Source organism: Actinomadura luteofluorescens (assembly GCF_013409365.1).
Classification (GTDB): domain Bacteria; phylum Actinomycetota; class Actinomycetes; order Streptosporangiales; family Streptosporangiaceae; genus Spirillospora; species Spirillospora luteofluorescens.
On the sequence record NZ_JACCBA010000001.1, the window covers coordinates 1,028,188 to 1,044,259 of the forward strand.

The 16,072-nt window shown below is 72.4% G+C and carries 10 protein-coding genes; 3 read left to right on the forward strand and 7 right to left on the reverse strand.

Translation table 11 applies throughout. The annotated features are described in order from the left end of the window. Positions 1-146: 146 nt before the first annotated feature. Together ligA and BJY14_RS04490 are read right to left on the reverse strand one after the other, a co-directional pair. Positions 147-2,138 carry an NAD-dependent DNA ligase LigA gene (ligA, locus tag BJY14_RS04485; RefSeq protein WP_179842439.1) on the reverse strand — a complete coding sequence of 664 codons (1,992 nt, stop codon included), beginning with the start codon at positions 2,136-2,138 and terminating at the stop codon, positions 147-149. Between the two features lie 54 nt (positions 2,139-2,192). Further along, positions 2,193-3,857, reverse strand: a complete 1,665-nt coding sequence (locus BJY14_RS04490) for a serine/threonine-protein kinase (protein ID WP_179842440.1) — start codon at positions 3,855-3,857, stop codon at positions 2,193-2,195. A 269-nt stretch (positions 3,858-4,126) separates the two neighbouring features. Between BJY14_RS04490 and BJY14_RS04495 the strand changes: the two genes are divergently transcribed. Further along, positions 4,127-8,740, forward strand: coding sequence for a HEAT repeat domain-containing protein (locus BJY14_RS04495; protein WP_179842441.1), 4,614 nt, complete (start codon positions 4,127-4,129; stop codon positions 8,738-8,740). Positions 8,741-8,750: 10 nt separating this feature from the next. Here the strand turns inward: BJY14_RS04495 and BJY14_RS44340 are convergent, their stop codons facing one another. Continuing rightward, entirely contained in the window at positions 8,751-10,481 is a 1,731-nt protein-coding gene (locus tag BJY14_RS44340) for a serine/threonine-protein kinase (RefSeq protein WP_312878975.1), read from the reverse strand. A 36-nt stretch (positions 10,482-10,517) separates the two neighbouring features. Further along, positions 10,518-10,979 carry a hypothetical protein gene (locus BJY14_RS04505; protein WP_179842442.1) on the reverse strand — a complete coding sequence of 154 codons (462 nt, stop codon included), beginning with the start codon at positions 10,977-10,979 and terminating at the stop codon, positions 10,518-10,520. 164 nt (positions 10,980-11,143) lie between these two features. Between BJY14_RS04505 and BJY14_RS04510 the strand changes: the two genes are divergently transcribed. Further along, positions 11,144-11,911, forward strand: a complete 768-nt coding sequence (locus BJY14_RS04510) for a phosphotransferase (protein ID WP_179842443.1) — start codon at positions 11,144-11,146, stop codon at positions 11,909-11,911. Positions 11,912-12,067: 156 nt separating this feature from the next. Then, positions 12,068-13,174: an epoxide hydrolase family protein gene (locus tag BJY14_RS04515; protein ID WP_179842444.1), complete on the forward strand. Its 1,107-nt coding sequence runs from the start codon at positions 12,068-12,070 to the stop codon at positions 13,172-13,174. Between the two features lie 7 nt (positions 13,175-13,181). On the opposite strand, the gene BJY14_RS04520 is transcribed toward BJY14_RS04515, so the two are convergent. Genes BJY14_RS04520 through BJY14_RS04530 form a run of 3 tightly spaced genes read right to left on the reverse strand, consistent with a single transcriptional unit; the run spans position 13,182 to position 16,041 of the window. Continuing rightward, positions 13,182-13,526, reverse strand: coding sequence for a 4Fe-4S dicluster domain-containing protein (locus tag BJY14_RS04520; protein WP_179842445.1), 345 nt, complete (start codon positions 13,524-13,526; stop codon positions 13,182-13,184). Then, the gene (locus BJY14_RS04525; RefSeq protein WP_179842446.1) at positions 13,523-15,073 is read right to left on the reverse strand and encodes an FAD-binding protein; all 1,551 of its coding nucleotides are present in this window, start codon (positions 15,071-15,073) and stop codon (positions 13,523-13,525) included. The genes BJY14_RS04520 and BJY14_RS04525 overlap by 4 nt, the downstream gene beginning before the upstream one ends. Next, positions 15,070-16,041 (reverse strand): ABC transporter substrate-binding protein, encoded by a 972-nt coding sequence (locus BJY14_RS04530; protein ID WP_179842447.1) that lies wholly within the window; start codon positions 16,039-16,041, stop codon positions 15,070-15,072. The genes BJY14_RS04525 and BJY14_RS04530 overlap by 4 nt, the downstream gene beginning before the upstream one ends. Positions 16,042-16,072: the final 31 nt, after the last annotated feature.

Below are 16,072 nucleotides of genomic sequence, written 5' to 3' on the forward strand. Positions count from 1 at the left end.
CGAACTGATCGGGAGCCGGACGCTCGACGGACACACCCAGGAGCTCGTCTACCGGCCCACCCTTCACGCCTGAGCCCCTCCCCACCGGCGGGCGCCTTGGGACGGAAGGGCGTCCGACGCCCGGCGGGAGGCTCGGGTGAGCCGGGTCAGACGACTCCGGCTTCGGTCAGCCAGCGCCACAGTTCGTCTTGCTGGACGACCGTGACGCCGAGCTTCTCGGCCTTGCCGGTCTTGGCGGCTCCGACGTTGTCTCCGGTGAGCAGGTAGTCGGTGTTGGTCGAGACCGATGAGGCTGTGGTCGCGGCCGCCTGTTCGACCAGGCGTGTGACGTCGGGTCGGCTGGTCTTCGCGCCGGAGCGGGGATCGGTGAACGCGCCGGTGATGACGACCGACTTCCCCTTGAGCGGCGAGTCGCCCGCGGCGGCCGCGTCGAGGGGCCGGTCCTCGGGCAGCACGTCGAGGTCGACGCCGCGCTCGCGCAGCGCGGCGATCTCTTCCCGGACCTCGGGGCGGGCGAAGAAGGCCACGATGCTCTCGGCGGCCTTCGGCCCGATGTCGCGGATGGCCACCAGGTCTTCGGCCGTCGCCGTGGCGACGTCCTCGATGCGCTCGTAGCCGGCCAGGCACAGGCGCTTGGCGGTGCCCTCGGAGGCCATCGGGATCGCCAGCCCGATCAGCGCGCGCCGCAGGCCCACGCCTTTGGAGGACGCGATCGAGTCGACCATGTTCTGGGCGCTGACCTCGCCCATCCGCTCGTAGCCGAGCAGCTGCTCGGTCGTCAGGTCGTAGAAGTCGCTGCGGCGCTTGAGCACGCCGTCCTCGGCGAGCTTCTCGATCCAGACGTCGCCGACGCCCTCCATGTCGGCCGCCTGGCGCGAGGCCCAGTGCATCAGCCGGCGCGTCGCCTGCGCCGGGCACTGCAGGTTCACGCACCAGCGCTCCTCGCCGGTGCCGCGGACCTCCAGCTCGGAGTCGCACGACGGGCAGTGCGCCGGCGGGACGATCTCGACCTCGCTCCCGTCGCGCCGCTCCGGCAGCGAGCGGCCCGCGAACGGGATCACGTCGCCGCGCCGCACGACCGCCACCGTGTCACCGATCCGCAGATCGCGCTCGCGGATCAGCCGGGGGTTGTGCAGGGTGATGTTCTCCACCGTCACGCCGCCGACGAACACCGGCGCGACCTTCGCGCGCGGCGGAACGCGGCCGATCTTGCCGACCGGCCACTGGACCGCCAGCAGCGTCGTCAGCTTCTCCTCCGGCGGGTACTTGAACGCGATCGCCCCGCGCGGCTCGGCGCTGTTGAAGCCCGCCGCGTCGAACGCCGCCGGCTCGTGCAGCCGCACGACCGCGCCGTCGATGTCGTAGTCCAGACCGTCGCGGCGGCCGCCGATCTCCTCGATCGCGGCGATGACCTCCTCGGCACCGGCGCCCACATACTGGGCGACCGACTCGAAGCCCTCCGGGACCTCGATCGCGACGCCGTCGCGGTCGGCTCCGAACGCGAAGAACCGCAGCACCCGCTTGGCCGCGACGGCCGCCTCGGGGTCTTTCAGGACCAGGGTTCCGGCGGCTCCCGAACGGGGGTTGGTCAGGATCCGCTCCGGGTGCGCCTCGTTGTAGGCCGTCCACACCGACCGCAGCATCACCGCCTCGCCGCGGACCTCCACGCGCCCGGGCGCCTCGATCTCGGCCGGCAGGCCGGGGATCACGTGGCGCACCTTCTCGGTCACCAGCTCGCCGACCGCGCCGGTGCCGCGCGTGGCCACGTAGTCGAGCCTCCCGTCGGTGTAGACGACGCTGAGCGAGAGCCCGTCGAGCTTCTCCGACACGCGGAAGACCTGGCCGCCGAACCGCTCGCAGAACGTGCGGATCTGCTCCTCGCTCGTCGCCTTCGCCAGCGACAGCATCGGGCGCGCGTGGCGCACGGTCGGGCCGGTCAGCTCCGCCGGGGCGTTGACCTTGCCGAGCGGGCTGTCGGCCGGCTCCAGTTCCGGGTGCTCGGCGACCAGTGCCGCCAGCTCGTCCTTCAACGCGTCGTAGTCGGCGTCCGGCAGCGGGCTGTCACCGGCGCCGTAGTACAGATCGTTCAGTCGCTTGACCTGGGCGGTCAGCTCGGCGATGCGCTCTCCAACGTCCACCCCTCGATTAAACGCGACGCCACCGACATCCCGGCCCCGAGCCGCGCTTCGCGTCTAGACGATCCTGGCGCAGAGGACTCCTCGGCGAAAGTCCCAGGTCAGGGAGCCCTTGGGGCATCTGCTCCTGTAGTAGCCGGTGAACCGGAGGACGTGTGCGTACTCCTTCGGGAGGTCGCCCTTCCCGCATCTCCAGGCGGTCATCAGGCCGTACCCGCTGATGGCCGCCAGGCCCGGCCTGCTGCCCTGCTTGCCCAGGAAGCACTCGCCTTTCCTGAACTGCCGTTCCACGCAGAGATAGATTCTGTCTCCCCCGTGAGCGGGGGACTCCCAATACGATTCTCCGTCGAGCGGCTTGGAGCCGCACGCGCTGCTGGTCTTCCCCACCCTGGTGACCCTCAGGTAGGCGTCGCTCTCCCCGCAGGGAACCGCGCGGGGGACGTCTCCGAGCCATCCGCCGGGATTCCAGGGGTTCCCGGACGCGCTCAAGCAGTCGTTCACCGAGATCTCGTTGAACGCCTTCCAGGTGTGGTCAGGAGTCGGACTCGGCCGGGCACTGCCTCCTTCGCTGGCGGGACCGGTCGAGCGGCTCGTTTTCGAGGTCGACGCCGCGGCATCGTTGTCCGATCCTTTGGAGTCTCCGTTGCCCACGACGGCCATGAGCAGGGCGACGAGCGCGACACCCGCGACCCCGGCCACTACCGCGACCCCTGCTTTGGCAGGTGAACGCTCCCCCGGAACCGGCTTCGGTGGCGACTGGCTCCGGTCCGCAGGTGGCCGTTTCCCATCGCGGGACGGAGGAGGCGCCCGGTGTTCGCCTGTGCCCGCCTTCCGCGTGAAGACCTCGGTCTCGGCCACCCGCGAGGCGATCATGGTGGTGAACGGCTTCGGCAGAGACATGCCCTCGTCCGCGACCAGTGCGGAACAGCGGTCCAGGAAGTCCCCGGTCGCCGGACGGTCGTCCGGGTCCTTCTCCAGACCCGCCGCGATCAGGGGCAGCAGCGACGCAGGGACGCCCGTCAGGTCCGGGTCCTCGTAACGGACCCGGTAGCCGAGGGCCTCGGACGGTCCCTCCCCGAAGGGATGGCGGCCGGTCGCGGCGTAGGCCAGCACCGCGGCCAGGCAGAACACGTCGCTGGACGGTTCGAGGTCGCCGCCCAGGAACTGCTCGGGCGACATGTACCCGGGCGTGCCCATCAACGTCAGGCTCTGGGTGGGCGCGTCCATCGCGCGCGCGATGCCGAAGTCGATGATCCGCGGCCCGTCCCGGGCCAGCAGCACGTTCCCCGGCTTGAGGTCCCGGTGGATCACGTTCTGCTCGTGGACCGCCCGCAGCCCCTCGGCGAGCCCCGCGCCGAGGGCCGCCAGCGAGACCTCGGGCAGCGCGCCGTTCTCCTCGACGGCGTCCTGCAACGATGGTCCGGCGATGTACTCCGTGGCCAGCCACGGCGGCTCGGCCTCGGCGTCGGCGTCTATCACCTGCGCCGTGTAGAAGCCCATGATGCGGCGCGCCGCCGCGATCTCCTTCGTGAACCGGCGCCGGAACAGCGCGTTGTCGGCGAAGTGCGGGTGGACGACCTTGACGGCGACCAGCCGCCGGCCCTGTGACCGGCCCAGGTAGACCTGCCCCATGCCGCCCGCTCCCAGCCGTGCCAGCAGCCGGTACGGCCCGACCCGTTCCGGGTCGGCGGCCCTGAGCGCCCTGAGTCCCGTACCGGCCATCTCACCTGCCCCAGGTTGGGAGAACAACGTCGGTCGAGGACGAGCCTGGTGATCGTCCGGTTGGAGCGTCCGCCGCGCGATGCATCCCGTCACGCGCCCGAGCCGGGGCCAGTCTGCGCTGCGGCATCCGGTGATCACGCCGATATGGCGAGGACTTTGCCGGACGCATGGCGGGCCGATGGGTTCGGCCGAGTTCCGCACGCGCCGGGCCACGGCGGAGGGGTCGCTACGCTTGGCGGCGTTCCAAGATCGGGTGGAGTTGAGAGCGCATGACGTCGGTCGACGATACGGTCCTCGCCGCCCTGCGTTGCGCTGACCCGGACCGGCTGTCGGCCGCCCTCGATCCGTTGCGGTGTCCGCCGGGCGTCCTGCGGCTTCTCGTCGCGCACGAGGATCCGCGCCTGCGGGAGTTGGGCCTCGTCTGCCTCGCCGAACGCCTGGAGGCTGGGCGGGATGAGGACCGCTCCGAGCTGGCCGAGTTCGCGGCGTCGCTACCTGGCTCACTCGATGGGTCGCCGGAGGCGGCGCTTGCCTTGGCGCGCCTACATCTCCTTTTGCGCTCCCACATCCGGCCCCGGCACTGGCCGCGGTGGCGCGAGGCGGATCTGCCGGCCCGGGTCCAGGTCGCCTGGCTGAGCGCCGAGATCGCTGAGCGGCCCGAGACCCTGCGGGACGAGCGCCCGGGCGAACTGCTCTACCAGGCCGTCCGCGGGATCGGTGTGGCCGATGTGGACGAACCCGAGAGGTTCGCACGCGAGCTGACGGGCCGGCCCGATCCCGTGTTGCGGAAGGAGGCACTGCGGGTCACCCGCGAGGCGTTGCACGCCGGCCTGCTGGCACCGGAGCGAGCCCGGACGCTCGTCGTGAGCCTCGCCCGATCCATCGCCGGGGAACCCGAGCCGAGGGCTGCCGCGGCCGACGTCGCCACGGCGGCGCTGCGTGAGCTGTCCGAGCCCTGGGCCGCGTTGGATCCACTGCCCCATGAGCGTCTGTTCCGGTTCCTCGAAGCCGGGCCTGACTGTGCCGCCGCGGCGATCGAAGCCGCGGCCCGCCATGGGCACCGGAACCTGCTGCGCGACGTCGCCGCCGACCGGAACCGGCCTCCGGTGCTCCGGCGGCAGGCGCTGGAGCTGCTCGGAGACCTCGCGAGCCGCGACGACATCGGCGGCCTCGTGAACATCGCCGCTACCGACCCGCTCCTGCTCGCCGGGCCGGCCATCCGGTGCCTGCGCGGGTTGCACCGGCGCGGGCACTTCCCGGCGGGCGACGCCGTGCCGGCGGTCGTGCGCCTGGCCATCGACGACCACTCGGTGCCCGCGAACGACGTCGCCACCATCCTGTTCACGTGCCGGCACGAGACGCTCCAGGAGCTGGTGACGGCGGACGCCGACGATCCGCACTGGCCGCGGCGGCTGGAGCTCCTGGTCGCTCTGGCCGCCCAGGGCACCGGGGACCTGCCGGTGGGTGAGCAGGTCACCGGCCTGCTGGGCACCGCGCCGGATCCCCGGCCGTTCCTGCGGGCGCTCCGCGCGCTGCGCCATACGGCCGCCGAGGAGGCCGTCATCGCCGCGCTGCCACGGTCACCGGAGGCGGCGGTGGAGGCCCTCGAAGCCGTGGGTGGAGCCCGGACGGTCGCGGCGCTGCGAGACGGTCTGGGCTTGGACGGACCGGACGGCAAGGGCGCTGTGGCGTCCTACCTGCGCCCCGCACGCCACCGGGCCCTGGAAGTGCTGTGGCATCTCACCGAGGACCCCGACCAGCGAAGGTCGATTCTGGTCCGGCTCGACCCGGGAGATCTACCCCGCCGCATCGCCGCCGATCTCGGCGGGCCCGACGAGCGGGAACTGGCGTTGCTCCGCGCGGGCCTGGACCCGGGCAGGCCCGTGGCCGCCCTGTGCAGGCTGGCGCGCAACGCCGGCTCCGGCACCGTGCCGGCCATCGCCGACCTTCTGCTGCGGGTCGTGTCCGATCTCGCAGCGGCGTGGGCGCCGGGCGCGTCCGGAGACGCCGGCGAACCGACGGTGCCTCAGGAGGTCGTCACGGCCCTTCGCGATCTCGGCGGCCGTCTCCACGCACGAAGGAAGATCAGGCCGCGCCTGCTGCTGGACGCCGTGGACGAGCGGGAGGCGGGCGAGGCGCTCGTCGCCGGCCTCACGCTCGATCTGCTGGACCGCCCTGAACTCACGGCGGCCGAGCAAATGATCCTGCTCAGCCTGCTCCTGCAGACTTCCCATCGCGGAATCCGGTCACGGGTGCATCCGCTGCTGCGCCACCGTGACCGCCATGTCCGCAAGCATGTGATCGCCCTGCTCGCCCGCGACGCCGATGGCGAGGACGCACAGGCCCTGTCGGCGAGCCTGGTCCCGCTCACCACCGCCTCCGACGTGCAGACCGCGCGCCAGGCGCTGCTCGCGCTCGGACACGCGGGCGCGCGCTGGGCCGCGGAACCGATCGCCGCCTGTCTCGACCACCCCAACATGAACGTCAAGAAGACCGCCGCGAACGCGCTGATCAGCGCGGGAGCCCCACCGGCTGTGCCGAAGCTGCTGTTCTGGCTCGGACGGCACGACAATCCGGGCCTGCGCGACGCGCTCGTCGAGGCCTTGCGGACGATCCTCGGCGACGCCTACGCCGCCACCGTCGTCGCCGCGGCCGACCGCGCCGACGACGACCGCACCCGTTCCCTGCTGCTGACCGGCCTCGGCGGCGCGCTGTCCGCCCGTGCCGTCGGTGCCCTGGCCGACCAAGGATCACCGGCCGGGGCCGCGCTGCTCTCGCTCGTCGCCGCGGGGCGGCTCACCCTTGGTTCGGGTACGGCCGCGGAGCTGACGGACCGGATGGCGGCCCGCGGCATCACGCCGCCGGTCCCGCGAGTACCGCCGGCCGCTCGGCCGGACGCCGAACTCGACGCTCTGGCGAACCGCGGCTGGGACGCCGAGACCGCACGGCGCCTCGTGGAGAGGTTCGAACGGGATCCCGGCGAGCTGACCGCCGAGCGGCTGAGCCGGCTCCGGCCGCTGCTGGAGCGTTGGCTGGAGCTGGCCGCCGAAGGGCCGGAACAGCGCGGACGGGTCCTGCGGCTCACGTTGCGGCTCTGCCCGCCGCCGTGGACGGCCGGTGAGACGGCGGTCTTCGCCCGGTCGGCGCGGACCCTGGTCGCGGGGCTGGCAGACGTCGGTGACGCTGATCGCGACCGTCTTCTCGCGCTGCTCAAGGAGACGGTGGTGCGCTTGTCGTCCACCGCCAGGTTCGACATCGCCGCGCGGATTCGCGCGCTGCCGCCGGAGGCCGCGGGAGGCCGGTCCTTCCTGGTACTGCTGCGCCGGTGCGGCGCTGTGCTGACCCGGCCCGATCTCGTGCGCGCGCTGGACGCCGCCCGCGCGGGCGCGAACCCGTGGCTGGCGGAAGAGGAGGCGCTGCGGGAGGCGTTCGGGCTGACGGAACCGATCAGCGCCGAGGCGTCCGAGCGTCCCGCCGTCCGCCCCTGGCGGGAGGCCCTCGCCGCGGCCGTCCGCACGCCTGACACCCTCCGGCGGTTCCGTGCGGACCCGCCCGTCGATCTCGACGGACGCCCGATCGGTTCGCGAGACCAGCTCGACGCGCTGATCGGCGTCTTCGTCAACGCCGGCCTCCAGGCGCGCGATGCTCTCCTGGACTGGATGATCGAGTTGCAACCGCCCGGCGCACCGTCATGGACCATCGCCGAGGACGCCTGCCGCCCCGCACCGAGCCACCCCGCCGATCGGGACCGGCCCCGGTCCGCGGACAGGCATGAGCGCCTTATGGAACTGCTGGACGATCCCGCGCGGGATCAACGCGAAGCCGCGGCCCGCGTCATGCTGGGCTGGCCCGAACCTCAGTTCCGGCTCACGGTGCTGCGTGCCTTCCTCGACGGCCGGATCGATCTCCCCGTCTCCTCGACTCTCGCGCAGGCCCTGACCCTGATGAGCGATACCGAACTGCGCCAGGCCGGTGACCGCGACTCCGGCGGCGACACGGTTCGCGAACGCATCGCCCTCGTCGCCGCCGGTCTGGACCCGCCGGACGTGGAACGGCTCATCCCCCTGCTGCTGACATGGTGGGAGCACGGCGGCGCGTCCCTTCACACCTCGGCCGGGCGAGCACTGCGCAAGGCGGACCCCGACGTCCTGGCGGGAGCCCTGGCCGCCCGCATCGACAACGGAGACTGGGGCCTGCTCGATCTCGTGTCCAGAGTCGCGTTGCTGCGCACCCCCGCGCTGGTGCGAGCGCGCCGGCGGCTCCGCGAAGAGGGACGTCACGACCTCGCGGACAAGATCCTGCTGGTGGACGGGCCGCTGCGCCGTCCCGGCGCGGCCCAGCAGGACACCGCCGCCCTCTCGGCGCTTCGCGTCCGAACCCCCGTCCCGCAGGCAGAGCGGCGGCCGGGACGAGCGGAACTGTTCCACCTGGCCCGCACCGGCGGCCCCGAGCAGATCCGGCGGGCGCTGACCCTGCTCGCCGAGTCCCACGCCGGCGCTCCCGAACTCGAGGAGCTGCTCGCCGAGTCGCTCGGCCATCCCGAGGCCAGGGTCCGGCTGCACGCGCACCGGATCTCCCGCAAGGTGATGGGCCGTGGGGACTACCTGGAGCAGACGGTGCTGCTGCTCGACGACCGGCAACCCGACATCGTGCGCTCGGCGGTCAAGACGTTGTCGCACGCGGCGTGGAAACCGGCCGTGCCGGCGATGGTCGATCTGCTCACGCACTCCCACCCCGCCGTCCGCAGGGCCGCGTCCGACGGGCTCGTCCTTATGGGAGCGCAGGCGATCCCCGCCCTCAAGCACGCCGCAGGCCGGGCGCGCCCGGACAAGCGTCCCCTCTACACCACCGTGCTCGAAAGGATCGCGGCCACGGTGAGCTGACGGCGCGTCGTCAGTCGGCGGGCCCCTGCCAGACGCTCAGGTCGAAGTTCATGAACTCGTAGTCCTTGGTCCTGATGTGGACGATGCCGAGAAGGCCGGACTCGGTGTAGACGCACCAGGTCGTCCCCGGGTCGGGCTGGAAGATCCTGTCCTCGATGTACTTGGTGTTGTCGTGGCAGGTCTTGTAGGTCGCCGGCCGGCCACGCGCGATCGGACCGAACTTGCCGTCGCCGCGGATGTTCCCGGCGAGAAACTCCATATCGCCGCCCTCGCCCTTCTTGGGGCGCTTCGGGTTGTCGGCGAAGCCGATGGTGTAGCCGGTCGAGATGTCGATCTTGCTGTAACGGGCCAGGAGCGTGCCGGGCTTCTTCCCCTTCCCGCCCTTGCCGCCGCCGGACCGCGGCGACGCGGTCGTCTTCCCGGAGCCGTCCGTGCCCGTCTGGCTCCCGCTGCCCGACTGGCCGGCCCTGACGACGAACCCGAGGACGATGAGCAGCGCGACGACGCCACCGCTGACCAGCAGGAAGGTCCTGCCGCAACCCGAGCCCCTCTGGCGCGCCGGCGGGTACGGCGGGTACGGGGTGTGCGCGCCAGGCGGGGGCGGAGCGGGCACACCACGCCCAGGTGGAGGGGGCGTGCCCGGGTAGGGCGGTGCGGGCGCACTGTGCGGGGGCGGTGTGGGCGCGCCGTGCGGCGGAAGCGTGGGCGCGCCGTACGAGACGCTGGTGGGCGCGCCGTACCGGGGCTGCTCAGGCGCACCGTAGCGGGGTTGCTCAGGCGCGCCGTAGTGGGGCTGCTCGTGCGCGCCCGCCGGGAGCGTGCGGGTGCGCGGCTCGTCCAGGACCCGGGTCGGAGACGGCACCTCCTTGTACGCCCGGAGCTGTTCGGTGACCGGCTCGGGCGGCCAGACGGCGGCCCGCGACGACTGCATGCGGCTGAGCTCGCCGAGCAGTTCGGCGTCGGACGGACGGTTCGCGGGGTCCTTGTCCAGGCACCGCTCGATGATCGGCCGCAGCGCCTCGGGGCACCGGTCGAGCCGGGGCGCCTCCTGGACGATGCGGAACATGACCGCCTGCGGGTCGCCCTCCCCGAAGGGGCTGAGGCCCGTCGCCGCGAAGTGGAGCAGGGTGCCGAACGCGAAGATGTCGACCGCGGCGGTGGACGCGTCGCCGCGCACCTGCTCCGGCGCCATGAACTGCGGCGATCCGATGACGCCGCCCGTCCGGGTGAGCGGTGTCGCGTCGGCGGCGCGGGCGATCCCGAAGTCGATGACCCGCGGGCCGTCGTCGGCCAGCAGCACGTTGGACGGCTTGAGGTCCCGGTGCACGATCCCGGTCCGGTGGATGCTCTGCAGCGCCTCGGCGACGCCCGCCCCCAGCGTGGGCAGCGCCGACGGCGGCAGCGGCCCCGACTCGGCGACCGCCTCCGCGAGGGAGGGGCCGGGGACGTGCACGGTGGCCAGCCACGGCATCGCGCCGCTCGGATCGGCGTCGACGACCGCGGCCGTGTAGAGGTTCTGCACGCGTTGCGCGGCGGTGACCTCCTGGGCGAACCGGCGGCGGAACTCCCGGTCGTCGGCGAACTCCGGGCGCACCACCTTGATCGCGAGCTTCCGCCCGCTCTGCGTGGCGGCGAGGTAGACCCGTCCCATCCCGCCGGCGCCCAGCCGGGCGAGGAGGCGGTACCCGCCGATCTCGGCGGGGTCATCCTGGGCCAGGGGCTCGTACACCTGGTGACGCACTTTTCCTCCGTCAGTTCCGCTGCGTCTCGAACGGTCCTACTGCTGCCGCATCCAGCGTTCGCTCTTGAGCCATCCCTCGCGGCAGGCCGCCAGGAAGGCGTCGCGTCCCGCCGGGAACGACCCTCCTCCCTCTACGCCCTTCCGGTAGGACTTCTCGCAGAAGCCCGACGGGGCGTTCTCCCCCATGGTGACCCGCATGCCCGCGGCCATCTGCGCCATCGTCGTGAACGTGTAGCGCTTGCCCTCGGGATCGATCATCACGATCTGCCTGCTGTTGGTGACCTTGGGATCGGCGGGCGTGGCCCGCGATGTCGGCGAGGCGCTCGCGGTCGGCGCCGCGGAGGGCGGCGCCGGCTCGCTGGTCGCCGCGGAGGGGGTGCCGGCGGCGGACGGCGCGGACGATGAGCCCGCCGCGTTCCCACCGTCGCCGTCGCACGCGGCGGCGCCGATGAGCAGCAGGCCGCTGACGGCCAGGCGGATCGCGATCGTCTTGGTCACGGGGAGCTCCGGGGGGCGGTGATAACGGACGGACACCGAAGAGACATGCGTCTGTGTGACGGCCGCCCGGCGGGGAAAGGTTCGCACCATTATCGGGATTCGGAGAGTACTACTCTCGGGAAAAACCAGATGCGCGGGCTCGCGCCTCGGGTTAGAAAGCCCGCATGGAAGAGCAGCCGCTGCCGGGTGGCAGGCACGTGGGCGGGGTCCGTGTCGGAGACACCGTGCACCGTCCGGCGAATCCTTGGACACCCACCGTGCACGCGGTGCTGCGGCATCTGGAGGCGGCCGGGTTCGAAGGCGCGCCGCGGGTGCTGGGGTATGACGAGCGGGGGCGCGAGGTCCTGACATTCCTGCACGGCGACACCATCGGCGAACGCCACCCGTGGCCGGCATGGCCTCATTCGGACGGAGCGCTGCGGCAGGTCGGCGCGTGGATGCGGCGGCTGCACGACACGACGGCCGCCTTCGTCCCGCCCGAGGACGCGACCTGGTTCGCCGGGCAGAGCTGGCAGCCCGGGTCGGTCATCGGCCATCACGACGCCTCGCCGTACAACGCGGTGTGGACCGAGGCCGGCGGTCTGGTCGGGTTCGTCGACTGGGACACCGCCGGGCCCTCCTCGCGCGAGTTCGACCTGGCCCACCTGGCACTGACCTGGGTTCCGCTCCAGGCACGGCACGTCGCCGAGTTCCAGGGGTTCACGGCGTTCGAGGACAGGTCCCGCCGTCTGCATCTCCTGCTGGACTCCTACGGCTACGACGGCGATCGCGAGGCCTTCGCCGCCGTCGTCGTCGGCCGGGCCCGCCGTCAGGCCGCCATCATCCGCCGCCTGGCCGACGCCGGGCAGACGGCGCTGCGGCCGTTCGGCGAGCGGCTGGAGCAGGCCGCGACCGAGATCGAGACGCTGCCCCCCTCGTTCTGGCGCGCCTAGGAGGCCGTCCCGTCCTCGCCGCGGGCCCGCATTCGATCACGCACCGGCTCGGCCACGGGGCCGCCGAACTTTGTTGGCACGACCAACAATGCCGTGTATGGTTGGCAATACCAACGTTGGCCATGCCAACAAAGTGGCGATCCCTGGAGTCAGAGCATGATCAAGCCGTTCCGCATCGAGATCCCCCAGGCCGACCTCGACGACCTGACCGACCGGCTCTCCCGCACCCGCTGGCCCAACGAGGTCGCCGGCGCCGGGTGGGACTACGGCTTCCCGCTGGCACGGCTCAGGGAACTGGCCGAGTACTGGCGCACCGGCTACGACTGGCGCGGGCACGAGGCCGAACTCAACGAGCTTCCGCACTTCACCACCGAGATCGAGGGCCAGAACATCCACTTCGTCCACGTCCGGTCGCCGAGACCGGACGCGCTCGCGCTGGTCCTCACCCACGGCTGGCCCGGCTCGTTCCTGGAGTTCCTCGACGTGATCGAGTCGCTGTCCCGCGACTTCCACCTGGTGATCCCGTCCATGCCGGGCTACGGCTTCTCCGGGCCGACCCACGAGCGCGGCTGGGACGTCACCAGGATCGCGCGGGCGTGGGCCGAACTGATGCGCCGTCTCGGCTACGAGCGCTACGGCGCGCAGGGCGGCGACTTCGGATCGGGCGTCTCGCTGGCGCTCGGCGCCGTGGCTCCCGAGCAGGTCGTCGGGGTCCACGTCAACTACCTGCCGACCCGACCGGACCCGGACGCGGGCATCGACCTGTCCGAGACGGACGAGGCCAGGCTCGACAAGGTCAGGCGGTTGATGGCCAACCGTCCCCCCTTCCAGGCTCTGCAGGCCCTCACCCCGCAGACCATCGGCTACGCGCTGACCGACTCGCCGGTCGGCCAGCTCGCCTGGATCGCCGAGCGCTTCGCGGAATGGACGGATCCTCGCTCGCAGATCAGCGACGACCGGATGCTCACCGACATCTCCCTGTACTGGCTGACCGCCACCGCGGCCTCCTCCGCGCGGCTGCACCACGACGCCCCGCGAAAGACCGAGCCGTGCCCGGTGCCGGTCGGGGTGGCGGTCCTCCCGCACGACATCACGCAGTCGGTGCGGCCGCTGGCCGAGCGGCTCTTCGACATCAGGCACTGGTCGGAGTTCGAGCGCGGCGGCCACTTCGCCGCGATGGAGGTGCCGGATCTGTTCGCCGAGGACGTCCGGGACTTCTTCCTCACCCTCGCCAAGGACGAGAATCCGGTCACCTCCCGCTAGAAGACGGTCAGGGCGAGGAGCGGAGGCGTTCGGTGAAGATGTGGTTGCGGTCCGCGCGGCTGCCCGGGGTGCGGCCGCGGCCCCAGCCGACGATGCGGCGGTACTCGCCGAACGCGTCGCCCAACACGTCCTCGTCGGTGTGGGGAGAGTCCGCCGGGGCCGGGCCGGTGAACGGCGCGACGTAGAGCGCGTCCGTCGGGCAGTGGGCCTCGCACATGAAGCAGGTCTGGCAGTCGCTCTGCCGGGCGATGACCGGGATACCGCCCGGGCCGCGGTCGAACACGTCCGTCGGGCAGACCTTGACGCACACGTCGCAGCGTACGCAGCGGTCCGCGCTCACCACCTCGATCATGCCAGAGCCTCCTCGGGTTCGGCGGCCGTCCAGAGCCGGTCCAGACCTCCGACAAGGTGCCGGTGCTCGAACCGCGGCAGTTGCGGAAGGCCGTCCAGCCGGTGCATGCCCCGGGACTCGGGACGGGCCAGAGCGGCGCGGTAGCTCCACCGGGCGTGCGCCGTCATCGCCGCGGCCGATCTCGCGCGGAGACGTTCGCGGCCGGTTCCGGCGATGCCCTGGGAGGTGATCTGCTCCCACAGGGCGTCGAGCGAGGCGAGGGAGTCGCGAAGCCCGTCACGTGTCCGGAAGAGGTTGCGGTCGAGCGGCAGCATCTCGTCCTGCACGGCACGGACGACCGCCGCCGCGTCGAGCCGTCCGGGACGCAGGCCGGCGCGCCCGGCCGGGACGGCGTGCGGACGTGCTCGTCCCACGGCGAACCCGGCGGCGCCCCGGCCGGCCCAGGTGCCCGAGGAGATCGCCCATGCTCCGTTGTAGGCACCGCCGCCGCTGACGGCGCCGGACACCAGCTCCCGCGTCGCGACGTCACCGGCGGCGTAGAGGCCGGGGACGGTCGTCGCGCAGTCGTCGCCGACGATCCGCAGACCGCCCGTCCCTCGGACCGTGCCCTCCAGCACCATGCGCAGCTCGTAACGGTCGCGAAAAGGGTCGATCCCCGCCTTGTCCAGTGGGAGGAAGTAGTTCGGCTGGGCGTCCCGCATCGCCTCGTGCAGGTGCGGAGGCGCCTTGTCCAGACGCGCGAACACCTTCTCCCCCGCCGCGAGCCGCTCCGCGACGCGGATCCTGGCGCCGAGCGGGTCCGGCACGTCGATCGGGGCGCCGTCCTCGGCGTAGTACGTCGCGAACTGCATCATCAGGCCCTTGGTGTGCGAACCGTGTGCCGGGGAGAACGCGTAGGCGCTGGAGAACTCCATGCCCGACAGCTCGGCGCCCAGCTCGGCGGCCATCAGGTGCCCGTCACCGGTGTCGACGTTGGTGCCGAACGCGCCGGAAAGGAACGCGCAACCGCCGGTGGCCAGGACGACCGCGCCCGCGCGGACGGTCCACGTCTCGCCGCCCTTCTGGCGGGCGATGCCGGACGCGCCGGCCGCGACGCCCCAGTCGTCCACGAGCAGCCGCAGCGCGGGATGGTGGTCGAGGATCGTCACGCCCGATCTGTGCACACGGCGCCGCATCCGCTTCATGTACTCGGGCCCCTGGAGGCTGCCCCGCCGCTCGACGCCGTCCTCGCCGGAGGGGAACGGGTAGCCGAAAGAGGCGAGGTCGTCGACACGGCGGTAGGTCTCGTCAAGGACGCGCGCCATGACACGGCGGTCGGCGAGCCGGCCGCTCTGCTCGAAGCGCTCGTCGACGGCCCGTGCCCGCGCCTCGGTGTCCGGCGGGACGTACCAGAGGTTGTTGCCGCCCGACGCGGTCGGGCCGCTGGTCCCGCAGTAGCCCTTGTCCGCGAGGACGACCGCGGCCCCGGCGCCGGCCGCGGCGAGCGCCGCCCACGCCCCGGCGGGCCCGCCGCCGAGGACGAGGACGTCGGCGTCCAGCCGGGTCACGGCCTGGCTCCGGGCGCCAGCCAGGAGTCGAGCGTGTAGTCCTTCTTGACGAGCGCCTGCCGGACGAGGAACGTCTTGGTCCCGTCGAGCAACTTCAGACCCTCGGCCGGAAAGGGCTCGTCGGGCAGCTGGTCCTTCAGTGTCGTCTTGACCGAGATGTCGGGGGCGTAGCCGCCGGTCTCGGCCACGTACGCGGTGTAGCCGGGCCAGTCGGCCTTGGCGACCTTCGCGGCCCTCGTCTCGGCCTTCTGCCACACCTGGACGATGTCCTTGTGCCCCGCCAGGTACTTCTCCGTCACCACGGTGACGGACGTGCCGAGCAGGTCGGGATGGTCCCGCGACGCGATGTCGATCGACCGGTAGCCCTTCTTCTCCTGCGCGGCCTGGTCGGCGGAGACCAGGCCGCCGGCGTCGATCGCGTTCTTCTCCAGCGCCGCGATGATCGCCGGCGTGTACATGTGGATGATCTCCTTCGGCCTCACCCCGGCCCGCTCCAGCGCGCCGAGCAGGTAGCGGTGGATGTAGGAGCCGGTCTGGACGCCGATCCGCTTGCCCTCCAGGTCCTTCAGGGACGCGGGCCCGCCGTCCTTCCTCGCGACGATCGCGGCGTCGAGGCGGACGGAGTTGAGCGACAGCAGCCGGGTCGGCAGGCCCTGCCCCCGGCCGATCAGGGCGGGGGTGTCCCCGTACTGGCCGATGTCGAGGGAGCCGCCGGCGAGGGCCTGGTTCAGGTCGGGGCCGTTCGGGAACGTCGCGACCCGGATCCTGGTGATGCCGGCGGCCTTCAGCTCGGGCAGCAGCTCGCCGCGCCGGTCGAGGAACCCGACGGCGCGGGTCAGCTTGTTGCCGGCCCCCGACCCGATCACTCCGATGCGGAGCGTCCCGGAGCCGCTGTCGGCCTCGGAGGAGCCGCACGCCGTCGCGGCGAGGACGAGGAGGCCGGCGGCCAGAGCTCGGGGAAATCTCACGTGGTTGCCTTTCGCGGGGTCGATCGAGTGG